Origin of the sequence: Pseudomonas sp. TNT2022 ID642 (genome assembly GCF_028656995.1) — a bacterium.
Taxonomy (GTDB): domain Bacteria; phylum Pseudomonadota; class Gammaproteobacteria; order Pseudomonadales; family Pseudomonadaceae; genus Aquipseudomonas.
On record NZ_JAMDGW010000001.1, the window covers coordinates 145,555 to 167,380 of the forward strand.

The following is a 21,826-nucleotide window of genomic DNA, read 5'->3' on the forward strand; positions in this document are numbered from 1 at the left end:
CAGATGCTTTTGCGTATGAGAATATTTATCATTAATATTGCTCGCCTATAGGTTCGGCTGATCGGTCGGACGTTTTTCGTTTCAGGGTCGAAACATGAAAGGCAAACTCGCCACACTTCCCATGTCCTATCGTCTGGCCGTCACCTCACGGGTGCTGGCCGCGGTGTTTGGCGGCTATCTGGTCGCGGCGCTGGCCAGTGTCACCCTGACGCTGTGGCTGCCGTTGAGCCGTGCCGAAGCGGTGGTGACCGGCATGACCATCTCGTTTCTGGTCTATCTGGTGGCCGTGCTCTGGTGTTTCGCCTGTCGTACGGCGTGGTCGGCCTGGGTCGGATTGCTGGTGCCGAGTGTGATTCTGGCGACCATTTCCGGCGCGGCGCGCGGCTTGGGCCTGGCATGAAAGAGGGCTTTCGTCAGGCGATGGCCTGGCTGCACACCTGGACCGGACTGGTGTTCGGCTGGTTGCTGTTCGCGATTTTTCTGACCGGGACGCTGGCGTACTTCAAGGATGAGATCAGCCACTGGATGCAGCCGGAAATCCACGCGCGTTCGGTGAGTGCCGAGACGAGCCTGACGCTGGCCCAGAATTATCTGCAGCAACACGCTGCGGGCGCCTCACGCTGGCTGATCGATTTGCCTGATGCCCGCGACCCGGGCCTGACCGTGCGCTGGCAGCAAGCACCAGCGAATCCCGGCGAGCGCGGCCGCTTCGAAGCGAAAACCCTTGATGCGCAAACCGGCGCCGAAGTGCAGGGCCGCGACAGCATGGGCGGCGAGTTCTTTTATCGCTTCCACTTTCAGCTGCAAATGCCTTACCCGTGGGGCCGTTGGCTATCGACCATCGCTGCCATGGTGATGTTTGTCGCGCTGATCACCGGGATCATCACCCACAAGAAAATCTTCAAGGACTTCTTCACCTTCCGCCCGCGCAAGGGCCAGCGCTCCTGGCTCGACGGGCATAACGCGGTGGGTGTGCTGGTGTTGCCGTTTCACTTGATGATCACCTACAGCAGCCTGGTGATTTTCATGTCGATGGTCATGCCGGCGAGCATCGTCGCTTCATACGGCAGTGACGTGCGCAAGTTCTATGACGAAGTTTTCCCGGCATCGAAAACACCGGAGCGCGCCGACATTGCGGCACCGCTGTCGGCCATGGCACCGCTGTTGAGCAAGGCCAGCGAGCAATGGTCGGGCGGCCACACGGCGCGCCTGTCGGTGAGCAATCCGGGCGATGCCAATGCGACGGTGGTGCTGTCCCGTGCTGGTGACCGTGTGGTGCATGATTTCGGCCGCGCCGTGACCTTCAACGGTGTGACCGGGCAGATGCTCGGCAGCACACCGGAGCAACCGCTGGCGATGGCGGTGGGGGGCGCGTTCTATGGTTTGCACATGGGCCACTTTGCCGGGTCGGTGTTGCGCTGGCTGTATTTCATCTGTGGGCTGGCCGGCACCGCGATGATCGGCACCGGGCTGGTTATCTGGCTCGGCAAGCGGCAACTCAAACATGCCAAGAGCGGCGTGATGCCGTTCGAACTGCGGCTGGTGGAAGTACTGAATATCGCCAGCATGGCCGGGCTGGTGTCTGCGGTGGCGGTATTTTTCCTGGCCAATCGTCTGTTGCCGGTGAGCCTTGCCGAACGTGCAGATTGGGAAGTGAACGCGTTCTTCATGGCCTGGGGCTTGAGCGTGCTGCACGCGATGTTGCGACCGGGGCGCAAAGCCTGGGTTGAACAGCTTGTTTTCGGTGCTGCGCTGTTTGTTGCGGTGCCGCTGATCAATGCGCTGACCACCCCTTGGAACCTCGGCGTGGCTTTGATGGAGGGCGATTGGGCGTTGGCCGGTTTTGATCTGACCTGCCTCGCCACAGGTCTGTTTCTGGCGTGGGCCGCATGGAAAATGCAGCGCGCCGGCAGCACCGTCAGCGTTAAAAAGCCACGGCGCGAAACGCCTCGGCCGATCATTCTTGAGCAAGGGGTTAACTGATGCTGCTGGCACTGTTGCTCACATACGCCGGATTCACCGCGTTGTGCCTGTCGATGCCTCGGCACCACGATGAATTGCTCAGCCGCAAAGTTTCCACGCGTCGTCGTCAGTGCCTGAAACTGGCCGGGTGGTTTTTATTGGGTTTGTCGCTGTGGGCTGCCGTTTCTGCCAATGGCTGGAGCTTCGGTCTGGTCGACTGGTTCGCCGTACTGATGCTCAGCGCCCTGGCGTTGGTATTGCTGCTGCCGTATCGCCCGCGTCTGGCGTTGGCGCTGGCCGGGGTCAGCCTGTTGGCCAGCCCGGTCGCCGCATGGGCGCAGTGCTGAGGTGCTGATCGGTCTGCCGCCGGAATCCCGCGACGACGAGCCGCGCGGGGCGCGTGCGCATTTTCTGCAGGTGTTCCTGTCCCAGCGTTCGCAAATGGAAGCGCTGGTGAACCGCCGCGTCGGTTGTCGGGCGACGGCGGCGGATCTGGTCCAGGATCTGTTTCTGCGTTTTTGGCGGCGACCGCTGGTGCAGGTCGAAGAACTCAGCACCTATCTTTTGCGCTGCGCCGGCAACATCGCCATCGACCATTTGCGCAGCGAAGGCACGCGCACGCGGGTCAACGAAGGCTGGCAACCGGACGAGCCGCACAGCCACGGCAGCGAACCACAAGCAGCGCTGGAAGCGGGCAATGATCTGAAGCATGTCGAAGCGGCGTTGCGCGCCTTGCCCGAGCGCACCCGGCAGATCTTTTTGCTCAATCGCATTCACGGCCGCAAGTATGCGGAAATCGCCAAAGCCATGGGCCTGTCCCAAAGTGCCGTGGAAAAACATATGATGCGCGCCCTCGAGGCCTGCAAGGCCAGCCTGCGCGAACCCGCGCCACGCCTGCCAGGGAAAGCACCGTGAAGCCATCCGACTCCATCACCCCGACGCCCGCTCAAGAACAGGCCGCATTTGCTTGGCTGAGCCTGCTGCATGACCGGCCGAGCACGGGTGACCAACTGACCTTCAGCCAATGGCTGCGCGCCGATCCTGCGCATGCCGAGGCCTATGCGCAGGCGCAAGTGGTCTGGGAATTGAGCGAAGGCCCGGCGCGCACGCTGGCCGATGAAGAGGCTGTGGCGTTGCAGGGTTATCTCGATGCGATGGATCACCCGCGTCGTCCAGCGCTGTTGCGATGGTCGGGGGCGCTGGCGATGGCGGCGTGTCTGTTGTTGATGGTCAGCCTCGGCACCGGCTGGCAGCCGCAGCGCTGGATCGATGATCTGGGCGCGGATTACGTTTCAGCGCCGGGGGAAATTCGCACCGTGACCTTGGCTGATCAATCGCAAGTAACGCTGGATGCTGACAGTGCGATTGCCGTGGATTTCAGCCGTGGCGAGCGGCATGTCCAGTTGCGTCGCGGTGCCGGATTTTTCACGGTTACGCACACCGGCGAGCCGTTTGTGGTCGAGGCCGAGAAAGGTCAGGCGCGGGTGCTCGGCACGCAATTCGAAGTGCGACTGCAACCCCATGGCGCGCAGGTGACGGTGTTGTCCGGGCGCGTCGGGGTGACGGCGGAGCGTGGTGGTGAACAACAGATTCTAAGCGCCGGCCAGCAAGTTGCTTACGCTGAAGGCACGGCAGAAAAACTCCATGCGGTGGACAGTGAGGCGCAGTTGGCCTGGCGTCAGGGCTGGCTGACTTACTACAAGTCGACGCTGGCCGATGTGGTGGAGGATCTGCGCCGTTACTACCCGGGACGGATTATGTTGCTCAACGATGAGCTGGCGGCGCGCAAGGTCAGTGGCAGTTTTCCGAGCAAGGATCCGCAGGCGGTGCTCAGTTCCCTGCAAGGGGTGATGGGATTTGAGCAGCATCAGGTGTTGGGGCATCTGATTATTTTGCGTTGAGGCAAAGTCAAAAGATCGCAGCCTTCGGCAGCTCCTACAGGGATCGCATTCCAGTGTAGGAGCTGCCGAAGGCTGCGATCTTTTGATCTGCAAAAATATTTTCAGATTTGTGGTGAGGTAAACCCGAGCCCCATCCGTGTAGTGACTGAAACTGCGATTCATTCGCATCCGTTGCGGTTCTACACAGGTCATTGAGTCATGAAGTCCAGGGCAAAATCGGGTTCGGTCAAACAGTGGTTGGGCATGTCGGCATTGAGTTTTTCGGCATTGGCATTGCTGCCGATAAGCGTGTCTCTGGCCGCTGAAACCGTCAGCAGCCAGGCGCAAAAGCAGTTCAATTTTTCCCTGGCCGCCAAACCGCTGCCGCAAGCCTTGAGCGACTTCAGCCGCGTCACCGGGCAGAGCGTGGTCTACACCGACGAAGCGCCGTACGGCCTCACCGCGCCGGCCGTCAATGGCCAGATGAGTGCCGAACAGGCGCTGCAACGTCTGCTCAGTGGCTCCGGCCTCAATTTCCGCCGCACCGATAGCCACACGCTGGCGCTGGAGCCAAAACCCACCGAAGGCGCGCTGAACCTCGGCGCCACGACCATCACTTCGATGCGCGACGAATCGATGAGCTACCAGCCGCCGGAAACCAGTTCGGTGATGCGCTCTTCGGCGTCGTTGCAGGAAGTCCCGCAGACCGTCAACGTTATCCCGGCGCAGGTCATCCGCGATCAGGCGCCGCGCAATCTGGATGACGCGCTGGCCAATGTCAGCGGCATCACCCAAGGCAACACCTTGGGCAGCACTCAGGATTCGGTGATGACCCGCGGTTTCGGTGACAACCGTAACGGCTCGATCATGCGCGACGGCATGCCGATCGTGCAGGGGCGCGGCATGAACGCCACGGTGGATCGCGTCGAAGTGCTTAAAGGCCCGGCCTCGTTGCTGTATGGCATTCAAGACCCGGGCGGCGTGGTCAACCTGGTCAGCAAGAAGCCTGAACTGACGCAATACAATGCCCTGACCTTGCGCGGTTCGACCTACGGTGACGGCAAGAACGGCAGCGGCGGCACCCTTGACAGCACCGGCCCGTTGGGCGATTCCGGGCTGGCCTATCGCATGGTGCTCGACCACGAAGACGAAGATTACTGGCGCAACTTCGGCACCCACCGTGAAACCCTGATCGCGCCGTCGCTGGCCTGGTTCGGCGAGAGCACCAAGCTGTTGTTCGCCTACGAGCACCGTGAATTTCTCACGCCGTTCGACCGTGGCACGCTGATCGATCCGCGCACCAATCACCCGCTGGATATCTCGCGCAAGGAGCGTCTGGACGAGCCGTTCAACAACATGGAAGGCCGCTCGGATCTGTACCACTTTGAAGCCGACCACGACCTCAACGACGACTGGAAAGCGCACTTCGGCTACAGCTGGAACCGCGAAACCTACGACGCCAGCCAGGTTCGCGTGACCGCCATCGACACCAAAAAAGGCACGCTGACCCGCAGCATGGACGGTACCCAGAACGCGATCAGCACCGACCGTTTCACCACCGCCAGTCTCGAAGGCAAGGTCAACGTGCTGGGCATGCAGCATGACCTGGTGTTCGGCGTCGATGACGAGTACCGCAAGATCTACCGCGAGGACTTGATCCGGCAGAAAAGCCTGACCACCTTCAGCTACGTCAATCCGGTGTATGGCCGCGAAGTCGCCGGCACCACCGTTAGCGCCTCCGACAGCGCGCAGACCGATGAACTGCGCAGCGATTCGGTGTTCATGCAGGACTCGATTCACCTCAACGACCAGTGGATTCTGGTCGCCGGCGGGCGCTTCCAGGAGTACGACCAGTACGCCGGCAAAGGCGTGCCGTTCAAGGCCAACACCGACAGCAACGGGCAGAAGTGGGTGCCGCGCGCCGGTCTGGTGTATCGCTATACCGACGCCTTGTCGTTTTACGGCAGCTACACCGAATCGTTCAAACCCAACTCGACCATCGCCCCGCTGAGCGGCAGCAGCACCGTGCTCGACGGCAGCATCGCGCCGGAAGAAGCCAAGTCATGGGAGCTCGGCGCGCGCCTGGACATGCCGGGGCGCGTCACTGGCAACATCGCGTTGTTCGACATCAAAAAACGTAATGTGCTGGTGGCCAACTCTGAAGGCCCGACGACGATCTACAGCGCGGCCGGCGAGGTGCGTTCGCGCGGTCTGGAAATGGACCTGACCGGGCAGTTGAGCGATCACTGGAGCATGATCGGCAGCTACGCCTACACCGACGCGGAGGTGACTGAAGACCCGGATTACAAAGGCAAGCGTCTGCAAAACGTGGCAAAGAATTCCGGTTCGTTGTCGGCGGTGTATGACTTCGGCAGTGTGATCGGTGGTGACCAGTTGCGCGTGGGGGCTGGAGCGCGTTATGTCGGTGAGCGCGCGGGTAACGCGGTGAATGATTTTGATCTGCCGAGCTACACCGTGGCGGATGCGTTTGCCACTTACGACACCAGGGTTGAGGGGCAGAAGGTCAAGTTTCAGCTCAATGTGAAAAACCTGTTTGATCGCACTTACTACACCTCGGCGGCGAGCCGGTTCTTTGTGTCGATGGGGGATTCGCGGCAGGTGTCGCTGTCCAGCACTTTGGAGTTTTAAGGCAAGATCAGAAGCCCCTCACCCTAACCCTCTCCCCGAGGGAGAGGGGACTGACCGGGGGATATTGGAGAGCTCCGCCGACGTGATCGATCTTTACCGAATCCATAATCGACTCGGTCATTCAGGTCGACGTATAGCGCCAGACACCTCGGTCGGCCCCCTCTCCCTCTGGGAGAGGGCTGGGGTGAGGGAAAAAGGGCTCAACGCAAAAACGCCTGCCGATACTCTCCCGGCGTCCCGCCCAACACCTGCTTGAACCGATTAGTGAAATGACTCGCGCTGGCAAACCCGCACGCCAGCGCAATCTCACCCAATGGCAACGCCGTCCCGCGCAACAACTCCCGTGCCCGGCTCAAGCGCCGCGCCAGCACATACTGATGCGGCGGCAGGCCGAAGCTCACGCGAAACATCCGCGCAAAATGGTATTCCGAAAGCGCACACAATCCGGCCAATTGACCCAGGCTGATCGGCTCGGCCAACTGGGTGTCGATAAAATCCACCAGTTGCCGACGCTGGTGCGGCGCCAATCCGCCCTTCAAACGCAGACCCTGACGCGCGCCGACCTGGCTGAGCAAGGTGTGGCTGATCAATTCGTGAGCAATGCTGCTGGTCAGCAAACGTTCAGCAGGCTCGTCCCAATTCAGCGTCAGCAATTGCCGAAAGCGCTGCGCCTGTTGTGGGTCTTCGAGAAACGTCTGCTCGCGCAACTGCATCTCACGCGGTTCACGATCGAGCAAGGTGACGCAACCGAGGGCAAATTGTTCGGCGCTGAAATACAGATGCGCCAGGCGGATATCGCCGTTGATCACCCAGCCCGATTCATGATCGGCCGGCAGGATGCACAGCTTGTCCGGCCCGCCTTTCTGACCGGGTTGATCGCGACGAAAGGTACCGGTGCCACCGGCGATGTAGCAGGACAACGTGTGGTGGCTCGGCGCTTCATAATCCTGCGCATCATGGTGATTGGTCCACAAAGCGGCAGACAAGCCGTCACCGAGCTCGGCGCTGTGCACAAGGCGTGCGTTTGGCGAGCTGTTCAACGCTTGAAAGACTTGCAGGGTATCGATGGCGGCCATGGTCGGTTCTCTTCAACGCCTTGCATCCTACTCCGTGGGCGCCGCGCTGCCAGCCTCCCGCCAGACAAAAGCGCAAGAATCTGCAAGCGCACAGGCCAGGCCCGGGCAGACACTCAAGGCCTACCGAGGAGTGTGTGCCATGAACCTGTCGTTGTATTTGTTGACCGTGCTGATCTGGGGCACCACCTGGATTGCCCTGAAATGGCAGCTGGGCGTGGTGGCTATTCCGGTGTCGATCGTCTATCGCTTCGGCCTTGCCGCACTGGTGCTGTTTGCGTTGTTGCTGCTCAGCCGGCGTCTGCAACCGATGAACCGTCGCGGGCATTTGATCTGCGTGGCTCAGGGTTTGTGTCTGTTCTGCGTCAACTTCATGTGCTTCCTGACCGCCAGTCAGTGGATCCCCAGTGGTCTGGTCGCGGTGGTGTTTTCTACCGCAACCCTGTGGAACGCGCTGAATGCGCGAGTGTTCTTCGGCCAGCGCATCGCGCGCAATGTGCTGATGGGTGGTGCATTGGGCCTGTTTGGCCTGGGCATGCTGTTCTGGCCGGAATTGGCCGGGCATCAGGCCAGCCCGCAAACCTTGCTCGGTCTCGGCCTGGCCTTGTGCGGCACCTTGTGTTTCTCGGCGGGCAACATGCTCTCGAGTCTGCAGCAGAAGGCCGGTCTCAAGCCGCTGACCACCAACGCCTGGGGCATGGCCTATGGCGCGGCGATGTTGTCGGTGTGGTGCCTGTTCAAAGGCATTCCATTCGACATGGATTGGAGCCCGCGTTACGTCGGTGCGCTGCTGTATCTGGTGATCCCCGGTTCCGTCATTGGTTTCACCGCGTATCTGACGCTGGTCGGGCGCATGGGGCCGGAGCGGGCGGCTTACTGCACGGTGTTGTTTCCAGTGGTGGCGCTGAACGTCTCGGCGTTTGCTGAAGGTTACCAATGGACAGCGCCGGCTCTGGTCGGGCTGGTGTTAGTGATGCTGGGCAATGTACTGGTTTTTCGTAAACCGAAAGCAGTGGCGGCGCCGGTGCAGGGAAAGTTGGCTTGAAATAAACGAGCGCTGAACTTCAGCGCTCGACTTTCAAGGTGATGTAGATCATCACAGGGAAGATGAAATCAACAATATGCCGTGCCCAGTCCTTGGCATTCCATGATTGCGAAGTGTCCATATCAAACCACTCCACACCTACGGTTTGCAGGCACACGTAATAAATGAAGATGGCTGCGAGTATGCCCATGATCGAAAACTTCTTCGCCTCGTGAAATGCTTCTGCGGAGGCGTTGATATTGCGATACAGCTGATAGGTGCCGATCAGGCACAACACTGTGTATGTAACTTCAAGGGTGATGATAAACCAGTAGATCCGGTGATGAATCATCGGCGACTCGATGGCCCGATACTTGATGGTTTCACTGGCAGTGGTGGTGTCCATGCTCAGGATGTGCGCCACGTAAGTGTAGTTTGAGTCATAGTCGGTGAAGTTGTGGATCATCACCAGCAGGCCAAAGAAACTGATGTAGGCCATCAATATAACTTTGCTGTATCGGATAAGTTTGTCGGTGGTCAGGGTGTTCAATGTTTTGGCTCTCCATAGCGCTTGTCGATTATTCGGCAGCCAGGCAGAGCTTATAATGCTGTTGTTTAAATTGGTTTGTTGTTCAATTTCAAGTTGTGTATGGCAATAACTAACGGGCAAGTACGATGTTGCACTTGCCCGTACTTTTTTATCCGCGCCAGACTTGCGGGTTGACCAGATCCTGCGGACGTTCACCGAGCAAGGCGCTGCGCAGATTGGCCAGCGCACGATTGGCCATGGCTTCGCGGGTTTCATTCGTCGCCGAGCCGATGTGCGGCAGCGTCACGGCGTTACTCAATTGGAACAGCGGCGATTCGGCCAGCGGTTCTTTTTCGTAGACGTCGAGACCAGCGCCACGAATGCGCTTGTTTTGCAGGGCTTCGATCAGGGCCGGTTCATCGACGACCGGGCCACGTGAGATGTTCACCAGGATGGCGTCGGGTTTCATCAGCGCCAGTTCGCGATGGCTGATCAGGTGGCGGGTCTTGTCGCTGAGTGGCACCACCAGGCAGACGAAATCGGCTTCGGCGAGCAGTTGATCGAGGCTGCGAAATTGCGCGCCGAGTTCTTGCTCCAGGTCGGTCTTGCGGCTGTTGCCGCTGTAGATGATCGGCATGTTGAAACCGAAGCGGCCACGGCGGGCGACGGCGGCGCCGATGTTGCCCATGCCGACGATGCCGAGGGTTTTGCCGTGGACGTCGCAGCCGAATAGTGGCGCGCCGACGCTGGCTTGCCATTGCCCGGCCTTGGTCCAGGCGTCGAGTTCGGCGACGCGGCGGGCGCTGCTCATGATCAGGGCGAAGGCGAGGTCGGCGGTGCTTTCGGTGAGCACATCCGGGGTGTTGGTGAGCATGATTCCGCGTTGGTTGAAGTAGTCGAGGTCGTAGTTGTCGTAGCCGACGGAGACGCTGGAGACTACTTCGAGTTTTGTCGCGGTTTCGAGTTGGGCCTGGCCGAGTTTGCGGCCGACGCCGATGAGGCCGTGGGCGTGGGGCAGGGCTTCGTTGAATTGGGCGTTGATGTCGCCGGCTTTTGGGTTGGGGACGATGACGTCGAATTCCTGTTGCAGGTTTTCGATCATGGGCGGGGTGATGCGGCTGAAGGCCAGGACAGTCTTTTTCATCGTTTTTGGCTCTTGTTCGGGCTTGATACCTAGCAAGCTAACATTTTTGTTTTGGGGTGTCTTGGCGGCCTTTGGGCCGGCCATGTTCTTGGGGTTTTGGGTGTATATCCGTCGCTGCGGTAACGGCGGCTTAGGGTTTCGCCCTTACGGCGACTCACTTTTTTGACAAACGCCTCAAAAAAGTAAGCAAAAAAACGCTTGCTCCTACGTGCGGCCCGCTCGCTGGGGCTCGGGGTTCCTTCGCTGCGGGATCGATCCGGGCGCAGCGCCTACGCGGTCGCTGCGCTCCCACGCCCGCATCAATCCCTCCACTCAGCCTTCCGACGTCGCCCGTGGATCAAGATCAAGAGCAGGCGAGCTGGCACTCGGCCTATTGAGTGGTGAAGAGCGTGGGTGTTCGGCTTTTGATTTGCGTTGTTGCTGCCCCTCACCCCAGCCCTCTCCCGAGGGAGAGGGAGCCGATTTGTGGTCTTATCAAGGCCGGAGTTCAACGCGGTATTGCACGTCGGCGTAACTCTCCCAAACGCCACCGTCAGTCCCCTCTCCCTCCGGGAGAGGGCTAGGGTGAGGGGCTTTTGATCTGTTTCAGAACCTGAGTTCGCCTCGGTATTTCACGTCGGCGTAACTCTCCCAAACACCTCGGTCAGTCCCCTCTCCCTCCGGGAGAGGGTTAGGGTGAGGGGCTTTTGATCTGATTAAAAATCTGAATTCGACTCGGTATCGCACGTCGGCGTAGCTCACCCAAACACCTCGATCAGTCCCCTCTCCCTCTGGGAGAGGGCTAGGGTGAGGGGCTTTTAGCTGTGTGCCGGGGATTTCGGGATTTCGTGGTTATCCAGCACGCGATTCACCGCCAGTTCAGCCAGCATGATGATCTGCTGAATCGCCAAGATCGTCCGCCGTTGCGGCAGGTCGATGTAGGCGGCGATGTCGCTGGTCATCAGGCTGGCTTGTGCCAGTGATTCGCAGGCGTGGACCAGCAGGCTTTCGCTGTCCTGTTCCGGGGCGACCTGGAACATGGTGCTGGGTTTGTGGAAGCGCAGGGTGAGGGCGTTGGGTTTGAGGTAGTGGTCGAGGGCGCGTTCGGCGGCTTCGTGAAATTTCTTCGAGCCGGGGAATTCGTAGGGGGTGGTGTCATCCGCTTCGGGCGGATTGGGACTGTGTTTGATCATGGCAAATATCCTTTTAAGAAAATGGAGCTGCCATGTTTCGTTTTCCAGGCGAAAGGGGTGGCAGCTGTACGCGGACTGGAAAAACCGGCAAAGGATCAAACCCGGCAGACCCGAAGGTCTCCAACGTACAGCCGCCATAACAAAACTTCGGCGCCGAGAAAAGCGCGGCATTATGTCATGTGCTGTGATCCTGCGGGTTTTCCAGACCCGGTCGCTGATGCGTCAGCGACACCCAAATCCTAGCCAGCGCACTTCCGACGGACAACCTGCAAAACCTGTCGGAAACATCCGCGAAATCCCCATTCTGTAGGAGCTGCCGTAGGCTGCGATCTTTTGATTTTTAAACAGCAAGATCAAAAGATCGCAGCCTGCGGCAGCTCCTACAGAAGACGCATTGTGTTTAAAAATCAGTTGGCGACGCGCGCGCCGGCGAGGCTGCCACTTAACTCATAGGCGGCCAATTCGGCTTGATGCGCCGCAAGAATCTCTGGCAACGATCCACGCAAATACTCAACCCACGTCTTGATCTTCGCGTCCAGATATTGCCGCGACGGGTAGATCGCATACAGGTTCAGCTCTTGCGAGCGGTAGTTCGGCATGACCCGCACCAGCGTGCCGTTGCGAAGACCTTCGATCGCGGCATACACCGGCAACACGCCCACGCCCATGCCGCTGGTGATCGCGGTTTTCATCGCGTCGGCGGAGTTCACCAGAAACGGTGAGCTGTTGATGGTGACCATTTCCTGGCCTTCCGGGCCGTCGAAGGCCCATTTTTCCAGGGGGATCACCGGGCTGACCAGGCGCAGGCAGGCGTGGTTGAGCAGGTCGCTGGGTTTTTGCGCGGCGCCGTTGGCTTTCACGTAGGCGGGTGAGGCGCAGACGATGCTGTAGGTGATGCCCAGCCGTTGCGAGACGAAACCCGAGTCCGGCAATTCGCTGGCGAGCACGATGGACACGTCGTAGCCCTCGTCGAGCAGGTCCGGCACGCGGTTGGCCAGGGTCAGGTCGAAGGTGACGTCCGGGTGGGTTTTGCGGTAGCGGGCGATGGCGTCGATAACGAAGTGCTGGCCGATGCCGGTCATAGTGTGCACTTTCAGTTGCCCGGCCGGGCGCGCGTGGGCGTCGCTGGCCTCGGCTTCGGCCTCTTCGACGTAGGCGAGGATCTGTTCGCAGCGCAGCAGGTAGCGTTTGCCCGCTTCGGTCAGGGCAATGCGCCGCGTGGTGCGGTTGAGCAAGCGGGTTTGCAGGTGGGCTTCCAGGTTGGAGACCGCGCGCGAGACGTTGGCGGTGGTGGTGTCGAGTTGCACGGCGGCGGCAGTGAAGCTGCCGGCTTCGGCGACACAACTGAAGGCGCGCATGTTTTGCAAAGTGTCCATGGGGTGCTCTCAAGGGAGATGGCAAATTGTGACACGAAGTTTCGGGGGCGAGACCCCCGACCAAGGGATTATCTCGTTAACCGTAACAAAGATTCACAGAAATCCCAGCTTATCGCCGTACAGGGCGTTCCATAGAATTGCGCCGATCCCGGTAGGAGCTGCCGAAGGCTGCGATCTTTTGATTTTGTTTTAAGGGAATCAAGATCAAAAGATCGCAGCCTGCGGCAGCTCCTGCACGGGTCCTCGATCTACCCCTCTCTCAGGAATTCGCAGCTGTGCCGCGTCGCATCAACAGAGCGCTTTTGCCGCTCAGTGTTCTGGCTTTTACCCTGGGTCTTGGCGGCTGCATCTCAACGGACGGAATTGCCCCACAGGGCACGGCAATGGAGGCCAATTCACTGGCCACCGATGACGCCATCGCCCACGCCGCCCGTGACGCCAACTGGCCTACCGCGCAATGGTGGCAAGCCTACGGCGACCCGCAACTCAATCGCTGGATCGACCTCGCCGTGCAAGGCAGCCCGACCATGGCCATGGCCGCTGCTCGAGTGCGTCAAGCCAAAGCCATGGCCGGCGTCGCCGAATCCGCCGAGTCATTGCAGATCAATGGCGAGTCGACACTCAAGCGGCACAACTGGCCGACCGATCAGTTCTACGGCCCCGGCGAGCTGGCCAACACCACCACTTGGGATAACAACGCGGCGCTGGGTTTCAGTTACGCCCTCGACCTCTGGGGCCGTGAAAGCAACGCCAGCGAACGTGCGGTGGATCTTGCGCACATGAGCGCGGCCGAGGCGCGATTGGCGCAGCTTGAATTGCAGAACAACATCGTTCGCGCCTACATCGAATTGTCGCTGCATTACGCGCAACGCGACATCGTCGCGGCGACGCTCAAGCAGCAACAGCAGATTCTCGATCTGGCGCAGAAGCGTCTGAATGGTGGCATCGGCACACATTTCGAAGTCAGTCAGGCCGAAACGCCGTTGCCGGAAACCCACCGCCAGATCGATGCGCTGGATGAAGAAATTGCCCTGAGCCGCAATCAGCTTGCCGCTCTGGCGGGTAAAGGGCCAGGCGAGGGCGCACAGTTGCAGCGCCCGACATTGTCCCTCGGTGCTGCGCTGACACTGCCATCGGCATTGCCCGCCGAGTTGCTTGGCCAGCGTCCCGATGTGGTTGCCAGTCGCTGGCAGGTAGCGGCGCAGGCGCGTGGGATTGATGTGGCGCACGCCGGGTTTTACCCCAACGTCGATCTGGTGGGCAGCCTCGGTTACATGGCCACCGGCGGTGGCGCGCTGGAGTTTTTGACCGGCAAGAAACTCAACTACAACGTCGGCCCGGCGATCTCATTGCCAATCTTCGACGGTGGTCGATTGCGCTCAGAGCTGGGTGAAGCCTCCGCCGGTTACGACATCGCTGTCGCGCATTACAACCAGACGCTGGTGAATGCGCTGAAGAATATCTCCGACCAGTTGATCCGCCGCGAGTCGATGGACAAACAGCAAGGTTTTGCCGCCGAGTCGGTGGCCACGGCGCAGAAGACCTACGACATCGCGATGATCGCGTATCAGCGCGGCCTCACCGATTACCTCAACGTGCTCAATGCGCAGACGTTGCTGTTCAAGCAGCAGCAGGTGCAGCAGCAGGTGCAGGCGGCGCGGTTGAGTGCGCATGCCGAGCTGGTGACTGCGCTGGGTGGTGGCCTCGGCGCTGGCAACGATGTGCCGGCGGCCGAGAAAACCCAAGCGCCGAAAACCCCGGCACTCCTGCGTTGAACACACAACCCAATGTGGGAGCGAGCCTGCTCGCGAAAGCGGTTTATCAGTCGACATCAACGTTGAATATGAAAACGCATTCGCGAGCAGGCTCGCTCCCACAGGTTCTGCGACCAGACCGAATCTCATTGAGCACATTTGAATGACTCCCTTGCCCGCACCGCTGCGCTGGCTCTACTCCCTGGAATGGCGCCGCGGCTTCTTCGACTGGGCGCGCAGCGATGGCGTGACCTGGGTCTACATCTTCAAGGTGTTGCTCGCCGCATTCCTCACCCTGTGGCTGGCCATGCGTCTGGAACTGCCGCAACCGCGTACTGCGATGATCACCGTGTTCATCGTCATGCAGCCGCAGAGCGGCCAGGTGTTTGCCAAGAGTTTCTATCGCTTCCTCGGCACGCTGGCCGGGTCGGCGATGATGGTCACGCTGATCGCGTTGTTCGCGCAGAACACCGAACTGTTCCTCGGCTCACTGGCGATTTGGGTCGGCATCTGCTCGGCCGGTGCTGCGCGCTGCCGTAACTTTCGCGCTTACGGTTTTGTGCTGGCGGGCTACACCGCGGCGATGGTCGGGCTGCCGGCGCTGGCGCACCCGGACGGCGCATTTATGGCGGCGGTGTGGCGGGTGCTGGAAATCTCGCTGGGGATTCTCTGCTCGACCCTGATCAGCGCCGCAATCTTGCCGCAAACCGCCAGCGCCGCCATGCGCAATGCCTTGTATCAGCGCTTCGGCGTGTTCGCGCTGTTCGTTACCGATGGCTTGCGCGGACGCAGCAAAGCCGAGTCTTTCGAGGCGAGCAACGTGCGCTTCATTGCTGAGGCCGTGGGGCTGGAAGGGCTGCGCAGCGTCACCGTGTTCGAAGACCCGCACATGCGTCGGCGCAACGGTCGCCTGCGTCGTTTGAACAGCGAGTTCATGGGCATCACCACCCGGTTCAACGCCCTGCATCAATTACTCGAACGATTGCGCGGCAATGGCGAAGAACATGTGGTCGCGGCGATCAGACCGGGCTTGCAGGACTTGGCCGAAGTACTCGACGGCTTCAGTGGCCGCGCCCTGACCAGCCCCGATGCCGCGCGCTTGGCGACTGCGCTGGCGAGCTATAAGGAAGGCCTGCCGGCTCGCGTGCGCAGCCTGCGCGCCATCTTCCAGGAGAGCGAGCCGAGCGACGCCGAACAGCTGGATTTTCACACCGCGTATGAATTGCTCTATCGCTTCGTCGACGACCTGCACAGTTATGCACAGACCCACGCATCCTTGGCCGATCACCGCCACGAACGCGAGCGCTGGGACGAGCCGTTCACCCCGCAAACCAACTGGTGGGCCGCCGCTGCCTCGGGCATTCGCGCCTCGTTCATCCTCGTTGTATTGGGCAGTTACTGGGTCGCGACAGCGTGGCCAAGCGGCGCGACGATGACCCTGATCGCCGCCGCCACCGTAGGCCTCTCCGCCGCCACACCGAACCCGAAACGCATGGCCTTTCAGATGGCGTGCGGGACCTTCCTCGGTGCGCTGATCGGCTTCGTCGAGATGTTTTTCATCTTCCCGTGGATCGATGGTTTTCCGCTGCTGTGCGTGATGCTCGCGCCGGTGATCGTGCTTGGTTCGTTTCTCACGTCACGGCCGCAATACGCCGGTGTTGGTCTGGGTTTACTGATCTTCTTCAGCACTGGTTCGGTGCCGGACAACCTGACCATTTACAACCCTTACACCTTCATCAACGACTACATCGCCATGGTCATGGGCATGCTGGTCTGCGCGGCTGCCGGGGCGATTATTCTGCCGCCGAACAGCCGCTGGTTGTGGAAACGTCTGGAGCAGGATCTGCGCGGGCAAGTGGTCTACGCGATCAGTGGCAAGCTCAAAGGCCTCGCTTCGAGCTTCGAGAGCCGTACCCGCGATTTGCTGCATCAGGCCTACGGTCTCGCGGCCGGGCAGCCGAAGGTGCAAAAGCACCTGCTGCGCTGGATGTTCGTGGTACTGGAAGTCGGCCACGCGATCATCGAGCTGCGCAAAGAGCAGGCGATTTTGCCGGTGCACCCGGCCTATGCCGAATCACAGCCGTGGCGCCAGGCAATCCGTGTGATGGGCCGCGCGTTGGTGCGACTGTTTTTGCAGCCGAACTCCAGCAATCTCGAGCGCGCACTGGTCGCCGTTGATCACGCGATCAGCCGTGTCGCGGCCACCGATGAGCCGTTCGCGCCGCACTTCGATACCTCGGCCTTGCGCCGGGTGAAGAGCTATCTGCACTTCATCCGCACTTCGCTGCTCGACCCGCAATCACCGCTTGCTGCCTACGCCATCGCCAAGCCCGAAGGACTTGCCCATGCCTCGTGAAATCGCCTTCCACGGCGTGTACATGCCGACCATGACCCTGATGTTTTTCATCGCTGCGGCACTGGCCTGGGCGGTGGACCGGTTCTTGTCCGGGTTCGATCTGTACCGCTTCTTCTGGCACCCGGCGCTGCTGCGTCTGAGTCTGTTTACCTGTCTGTTCGGCGCCATGGCGCTGACTGTCTACCGTTGAGAACGTCCCGATGAAAAAGTTTTTCAGCCTGCTCGCGACCCTGCTGGTGCTGGCCCTGGCGTTGTGGATCGGCCGCACGTTGTGGGAGCACTACATGAATACGCCGTGGACCCGCGATGGCCGCGTGCGCGCCGACATTATCAACGTTGCCGCCGATGTTACCGGTGAAGTGATCGACGTGCCGGTGCGTGACAACCAACTGGTCAAGAAAGGCGATTTGCTCATGCAGATCGACCCCGAGCACTACCGCATCGCGGTGAAGCAGGCGCAGTCGCTGGTCGCCTCGCGCAAGTCGACGTGGGAGATGCGCAAGGTCAACGCCCATCGCCGCGCTGATCTGGACAACCTGGTGATCTCCAAGGAAAACCGCGACGACGCCAGCAACATCGCCGACGCCGCCCTGGCCGATTACCAACACGCGCAGGCGCAACTGGAAGCTGCCGAACTCAACCTGAAACGCACCGAAGTGCGCGCGGCGGTCGACGGTTATGTGACCAACCTCAACGTGCATCGCGGTGACTACGCACGCATCGGCGAGGCAAAAATGGCCGTGGTCGACATGAACTCGTTCTGGGTCTACGGCTTCTTCGAAGAGACCAAACTGCCCCACGTGAAAGTCGGTGACAAGGCCGATATGCAGTTGATGAGCGGCGAAGTGCTCAAGGGCCATGTGGAAAGCATTTCCCGCGGCATCTACGACCGCGACAACCCGGAAAGCCGCGAGCTGATTGCCGATGTGAATCCGACCTTCAACTGGGTGCGGCTGGCGCAGCGGGTGCCGGTGCGGATTCATATTGATGAAGTGCCGGAAGGTGTTCTTTTGGCGGCGGGGATTACTTGCACGGTGGTGGTGAATCAGAGCACGGTGGATAACTGACAGACCGTGTCGTCTGCATCGCGAGCAGGCTCACTCCTACACTGGATCTGTGTCACACCGGAGATCCCCTGTAGGAGTGAGCCTGCTCGCGATAAGGACAACCCGGTGTATCAGACCAATACCGTAAGCACTCACTCAGCGCAAAACGTCTCCTGCAAATGCAGCCAGAACACCCGCCCGGATTCGAGTTTTTCAAACACCACCGTCGAGCGCCGATCCGTGTGCACACCGCTCGCATCGCTCTGCTGTTCGCGGTAACTCACGGTCGCGCCGCGCTGATGCAGGGCAATCACGCGTAACTCACTGAGCTGGATTCTGAAACCTTTCTTCTGCCCGCCTGCGGCTCGGAACAGCAGGCGCAAGGCATCGATATCCAGCGCTCGGCCCAACGGCGTCACCATGGAGAAACGCGGTGAAAAACGCGCCAGCAATCGCTGCAGCGCGGCGTCATCTTCTTCGACGGCAAACCATCGTTCGATGGCTTCGTGCGCCTGGATCACTTCGTCCAGGTAGGGCGTGGCGTCATTCATGCGGTTTTTTCCTCAAGGGCAGGTGGGTTCAATAGTGCGAGCACGTGGGTCGAGTCGAAACCCAGGACGGCGACCATTGGCAACAGGGTCAGCAGCGCGGCGGCGATAAAGCAGGCACTGAAACCGTCACCACCCAACGCGCCCAGCAGTGAACTGAGCAGCGCCGCCGCGAGGCAGAAACCGAGTTGGCGATTGATGTTCCACAGGGCGCTGGAGTGGCCCATTTTTTCTGGCTTAATGCCGACGAAGGCCAAGGTCTGGGCGGTGACGCTGCACAGGCTGCCGCCCAGCCCCATCAGGGCGTAGGCGATGATCAGCGGCGTGCTCGCCGGTTGTTCGATGCGCATCAGCAACACGATGCCGACGCATTGCAGGAGCATGCCGGCGCTGAGCAATGGCTTGGGGCCGATGCGGTTGAAACTGCGTTTGCCAAGCATGATCGCCACCCCCGAACCGACGGCCCATGGCAGCATCAATGCGCCGGTCTGCGCCGCGCCGACACCGAGGTTGTGCAGGTACAGCACGGCAATCATGTGGGTGCCGGTGAACACCCCCGGCACGCACAGGTAGATCAGCATCGCCAGGCGCAGCGACGGGTGCTTGATCAGTTGCAGGTCGAGAATCGCGCCGGGTTTGCGCCAGCCATCGCGCAGGTAAATGCACAGGGTCAGAAGGCTCAGCAGCAGGCCAGCGATGCCGAGGTTACGGGTGTCGGCGTCGCTCAACAGACTGATGGCGATCAACAGTAAACTGAGCGCCGAGGCTGCCAGCAGCAGGCCGCGCGCGTCCAGCGTCGGGCGTTCAGTCAACGGTTGATCGGCTTTCAACCAGAGCAGGCCGAGCCCGAATGCGAGCAGTGTCAGCGGCAGATTCAGGTAAAAAATCCAGCGCCACGACAACGCCTGAACGATCAACCCGCCGGCCGCCGGCGACAGTGCCGGCACCAGCAGCGCCACCAGCAACACCACACCGGTGAAGTGCGCGCGTTGCGTCGGCGGAAACTGTCGATACGCCAACGCCTGACCCACTGGCAGCAACAATCCGCCACCGAGCCCTTGCAACAATCGCCAGGCAATCAGGCTTTCAATCGATCCCGCCTGCGCCACCAGTGCCGAGCCAATCCCGAACAACAACAGCGAAGCAAGAATCAGCCGCCGCTCACCGACCCGGGTCGCCAGCCACACGCTCAGCGGAATGATCAGCGTCAGGCCGAGCATGTAGGCGTTGCTGATCCACGCCAGTTGCGTCACCGAGGCGTGCAGTTGTTGAGCGATGTCGGGGTAAGCGATGCTGGCGACGAACATGTTCAGCAGGTCGAGCGCGAAGCCCAACAAATACACCAGCGCGACTTTCGAGCGATAAGCCATGGCAGCTTCCCTGTGATGAGACGTGCAGGGTAGGGCGCTTCTGGTCATAGAAAAACACTGGTTTGGCTGCTAGTTTGTCAAAATTATTTTGACAAAGAGTGCCGTGGATATGGTCAGCCTGGATCGTTTTGACACCTTCAAAGCCGTGGTCGAGGCCGGTTCGTTGACCGCTGCTGCCGATACGCTGGGGCAGACGCGCGCGGTGGTCAGCTTCAACCTCAAGCGCCTGGAGGAAGAACTGGGCGTGACCTTGCTCACGCGCAATACCCGGCAACTGGCGCTGACCGATGCCGGTGAGCGCTTTTATCGACGCTGTTTGCGCACACTGGATGAGGCGCGGCTGGCCATCGAAGAGGCGCGTTCGGAGCACGCACAGCTCAAAGGCACATTGCGCATCACCACGACGGTCGAGTTTGCCCTGGCCCAGGTGGTGCCGGCGCTGGAAGTGTTTCGCCAGCAGCAACCGCAGCTGAACATTCATTTGTCGACGTCTTCGACCCATGCCGATCTGATTTCCGAGCGCTTTGACATGGCGATTCGGCTGGGGCGCATGCACGACTCCAATCTGCGTGCGGTGCAGTTGTCGACGTTCGAGGTATTTGCCGTGGCGGCGCCGGGGTTGGTTGAACGCTTTGCACCGGTGGCCACGTTGGCAACCCTGGAGTCGATGCCGACGTTAGGGCATGGGCGGGTGCCGGAAATGACCGTGACCGATCCGCACGGCGTGGAGCATTTCTACCAGCCGAAACCGGGAACCAACGCCATCGTCGCGGATAACTCGGCGACGCTGCGGGCATTTGCGTTGACCGGGCAAGGCGTGGCGATTTTGCCGCAATGGCTGATTCAGGACGATCTTGATGCGGGGCGGCTACAGCGTTTGCTGGTGGATTACCGGTTTGCGCCGCAAGGCGTGTATGCGCTGTACCCGGACACCCGGCATTTGCCGCTGAAAGTGCGGGCGTTCATTGATTTCATGAAGGGCTGGGGATGAGTGTTGGCTGATCTGGCCTCTTCGCGAGCAGGCTCGCTCCCACACAGAGATCCAATGTGGGAGCGAGCCTGCTCGCGAAAGCGTCAACCCGGTCTCAGAGCTTTGCGCGCAATCCGAACCGCTTCATCAACGTCGATTCGAGCAAGCCCTTGGGCAACAACGCCGCCAACAACGGCAATGCCCGGCTGCCATTACCAATGCGGATCAACCGCGGCGGTTTGCTCTGTTGCACAGCCTTGAGCAACACCGCCGCAAACTCACTGGCCGGCGTCGGTTTGTCCTGCGACGCCTTGGCCCGTGCGCGGATGCCTTCACGCAGCGGAAACCACGGTGATTGTTCATTGATCAACTGTTCGGCTTCATGCCCGGCGTTCTTGGCGAAACTTGATTGAATCGCCCCCGGTTGAACTTCCATGACGCGTACACCAAACGGCGCGAGTTCCATGCGCAAGGCATCGCTCAACGCATGCACTGCCGCCTTCGATGCGCAATACGCACCAGCGAACGGCGTAACCAAAACCCCGGACACACTGCCGATATTCACCACCAGCCCCTTGGCCCGGCGCAATACCGGAAACAGTGCGCGGGTGACGCCGACAATCGAAAACACATTGGTTTCGAACTGCCGTTGCATCGCCGGAACACCGCCATCGAGCAGCGGCCCCATGGCGCCGTAGCCGGCATTATTGATCAGCACATCGAGGCCGCCGTGTTGCTGGTTGATCCGCTCGCCGAGTTGCTCCAGCGCCGCATTGTCGTTGACGTCGAGTTGCACGGCGGAGAACCCGGCTGACGCCAGCAAAGCGACATCTTCAGCCTTGCGCGCACTGGCCCAGACTTCGTAACCGGCGGCTTTGAACGCATCGGCGAGGGCGCGGCCGATGCCGCTGGAACAACCGGTAATCAACGCAACGGGCATGGCGCATTCCTTGTGCAACAAATGGGGGAGGGG

20 protein-coding genes are annotated in these 21,826 nt (G+C 60.6%); 12 read left to right on the forward strand and 8 right to left on the reverse strand.

The annotated features are described in order from the left end of the window. Nucleotides 1–94 precede the first annotated feature (94 nt). The 6 genes from M5G26_RS00665 (at nucleotide 95) to M5G26_RS00690 (ending at nucleotide 6,491) form a co-directional block, all read left to right on the forward strand. Nucleotides 95–400: a DUF3649 domain-containing protein gene (locus tag M5G26_RS00665; RefSeq protein ID WP_016986986.1), complete on the forward strand. Its 306-nt coding sequence runs from the start codon at nucleotides 95–97 to the stop codon at nucleotides 398–400. Next, a complete protein-coding gene (locus M5G26_RS00670; protein WP_273914202.1) occupies nucleotides 397–1,983 on the forward strand; it encodes a PepSY-associated TM helix domain-containing protein in 1,587 nt (528 codons plus the stop codon). Before M5G26_RS00665 ends, M5G26_RS00670 begins: the two co-directional genes overlap by 4 nt. Continuing rightward, nucleotides 1,983–2,309 carry a DUF3325 domain-containing protein gene (locus M5G26_RS00675; RefSeq protein WP_273914203.1) on the forward strand — a complete coding sequence of 109 codons (327 nt, stop codon included), beginning with the start codon at nucleotides 1,983–1,985 and terminating at the stop codon, nucleotides 2,307–2,309. Before M5G26_RS00670 ends, M5G26_RS00675 begins: the two co-directional genes overlap by 1 nt. Before the next feature lies 1 nt (nucleotide 2,310). Beyond that, the gene (locus M5G26_RS00680) at nucleotides 2,311–2,877 is read left to right on the forward strand and encodes an RNA polymerase sigma factor (RefSeq protein ID WP_093436192.1); all 567 of its coding nucleotides are present in this window, start codon (nucleotides 2,311–2,313) and stop codon (nucleotides 2,875–2,877) included. Next, nucleotides 2,874–3,863, forward strand: coding sequence for a FecR family protein (locus M5G26_RS00685; protein ID WP_273914204.1), 990 nt, complete (start codon nucleotides 2,874–2,876; stop codon nucleotides 3,861–3,863). The genes M5G26_RS00680 and M5G26_RS00685 overlap by 4 nt, the downstream gene beginning before the upstream one ends. 198 nt (nucleotides 3,864–4,061) lie before the next feature. Beyond that, nucleotides 4,062–6,491 (forward strand): TonB-dependent siderophore receptor, encoded by a 2,430-nt coding sequence (locus tag M5G26_RS00690; RefSeq protein WP_273914205.1) that lies wholly within the window; start codon nucleotides 4,062–4,064, stop codon nucleotides 6,489–6,491. Nucleotides 6,492–6,691: 200 nt separating this feature from the next. Here M5G26_RS00690 and M5G26_RS00695 read toward each other — a convergent pair whose 3' ends face one another. Then, complete coding sequence (locus M5G26_RS00695) at nucleotides 6,692–7,567, reverse strand: AraC family transcriptional regulator (protein ID WP_273914206.1); 876 nt, start codon at nucleotides 7,565–7,567, stop codon at nucleotides 6,692–6,694. Nucleotides 7,568–7,706: 139 nt separating this feature from the next. Here M5G26_RS00695 and M5G26_RS00700 point away from each other — a divergent pair, with 139 nt between their 5' ends. Continuing rightward, entirely contained in the window at nucleotides 7,707–8,609 is a 903-nt protein-coding gene (locus M5G26_RS00700; RefSeq protein ID WP_122605948.1) for a DMT family transporter, read from the forward strand. A 19-nt stretch (nucleotides 8,610–8,628) separates the two neighbouring features. Here the strand turns inward: M5G26_RS00700 and M5G26_RS00705 are convergent, their stop codons facing one another. The 4 genes from M5G26_RS00705 to M5G26_RS00720 all read right to left on the reverse strand — a co-directional run bounded on the left by M5G26_RS00705 (nucleotide 8,629) and on the right by M5G26_RS00720 (nucleotide 12,809). After that, nucleotides 8,629–9,138, reverse strand: a complete 510-nt coding sequence (locus M5G26_RS00705) for a DUF2165 family protein (RefSeq protein WP_122605946.1) — start codon at nucleotides 9,136–9,138, stop codon at nucleotides 8,629–8,631. Between the two features lie 148 nt (nucleotides 9,139–9,286). Further along, complete coding sequence (locus M5G26_RS00710; protein WP_273914207.1) at nucleotides 9,287–10,261, reverse strand: 2-hydroxyacid dehydrogenase; 975 nt, start codon at nucleotides 10,259–10,261, stop codon at nucleotides 9,287–9,289. A 797-nt stretch (nucleotides 10,262–11,058) separates the two neighbouring features. Then, nucleotides 11,059–11,433: a DUF6124 family protein gene (locus tag M5G26_RS00715; protein ID WP_273914208.1), complete on the reverse strand. Its 375-nt coding sequence runs from the start codon at nucleotides 11,431–11,433 to the stop codon at nucleotides 11,059–11,061. 407 nt (nucleotides 11,434–11,840) lie between these two features. Then, nucleotides 11,841–12,809, reverse strand: coding sequence for a LysR family transcriptional regulator (locus tag M5G26_RS00720; RefSeq protein WP_007914118.1), 969 nt, complete (start codon nucleotides 12,807–12,809; stop codon nucleotides 11,841–11,843). A 275-nt stretch (nucleotides 12,810–13,084) separates the two neighbouring features. Here M5G26_RS00720 and M5G26_RS00725 point away from each other — a divergent pair, with 275 nt between their 5' ends. The 4 genes from M5G26_RS00725 to M5G26_RS00740 all read left to right on the forward strand — a co-directional run bounded on the left by M5G26_RS00725 (nucleotide 13,085) and on the right by M5G26_RS00740 (nucleotide 17,986). After that, nucleotides 13,085–14,584, forward strand: coding sequence for an efflux transporter outer membrane subunit (locus M5G26_RS00725; RefSeq protein ID WP_273914209.1), 1,500 nt, complete (start codon nucleotides 13,085–13,087; stop codon nucleotides 14,582–14,584). 142 nt (nucleotides 14,585–14,726) lie between these two features. Continuing rightward, nucleotides 14,727–16,919 (forward strand): FUSC family protein, encoded by a 2,193-nt coding sequence (locus tag M5G26_RS00730; RefSeq protein ID WP_273914210.1) that lies wholly within the window; start codon nucleotides 14,727–14,729, stop codon nucleotides 16,917–16,919. Next, nucleotides 16,909–17,109: a DUF1656 domain-containing protein gene (locus M5G26_RS00735; RefSeq protein WP_007914106.1), complete on the forward strand. Its 201-nt coding sequence runs from the start codon at nucleotides 16,909–16,911 to the stop codon at nucleotides 17,107–17,109. Before M5G26_RS00730 ends, M5G26_RS00735 begins: the two co-directional genes overlap by 11 nt. 10 nt (nucleotides 17,110–17,119) lie before the next feature. Further along, nucleotides 17,120–17,986 carry an efflux RND transporter periplasmic adaptor subunit gene (locus M5G26_RS00740; protein WP_134174716.1) on the forward strand — a complete coding sequence of 289 codons (867 nt, stop codon included), beginning with the start codon at nucleotides 17,120–17,122 and terminating at the stop codon, nucleotides 17,984–17,986. 131 nt (nucleotides 17,987–18,117) lie between these two features. Here M5G26_RS00740 and M5G26_RS00745 read toward each other — a convergent pair whose 3' ends face one another. Together M5G26_RS00745 and M5G26_RS00750 are read right to left on the reverse strand one after the other, a co-directional pair. After that, complete coding sequence (locus M5G26_RS00745) at nucleotides 18,118–18,516, reverse strand: DUF4440 domain-containing protein (RefSeq protein WP_273914211.1); 399 nt, start codon at nucleotides 18,514–18,516, stop codon at nucleotides 18,118–18,120. Further along, the gene (locus M5G26_RS00750) at nucleotides 18,513–19,883 is read right to left on the reverse strand and encodes an MFS transporter (protein ID WP_273914212.1); all 1,371 of its coding nucleotides are present in this window, start codon (nucleotides 19,881–19,883) and stop codon (nucleotides 18,513–18,515) included. Before M5G26_RS00750 ends, M5G26_RS00745 begins: the two co-directional genes overlap by 4 nt. A 109-nt stretch (nucleotides 19,884–19,992) precedes the next feature. Here M5G26_RS00750 and M5G26_RS00755 point away from each other — a divergent pair, with 109 nt between their 5' ends. Continuing rightward, nucleotides 19,993–20,874, forward strand: a complete 882-nt coding sequence (locus M5G26_RS00755) for a LysR family transcriptional regulator (protein ID WP_273914447.1) — start codon at nucleotides 19,993–19,995, stop codon at nucleotides 20,872–20,874. 94 nt (nucleotides 20,875–20,968) lie between these two features. Here M5G26_RS00755 and M5G26_RS00760 read toward each other — a convergent pair whose 3' ends face one another. Further along, entirely contained in the window at nucleotides 20,969–21,793 is an 825-nt protein-coding gene (locus tag M5G26_RS00760) for an SDR family oxidoreductase (protein ID WP_273914213.1), read from the reverse strand. Between the last annotated feature and the right edge of the window lie 33 nt (nucleotides 21,794–21,826).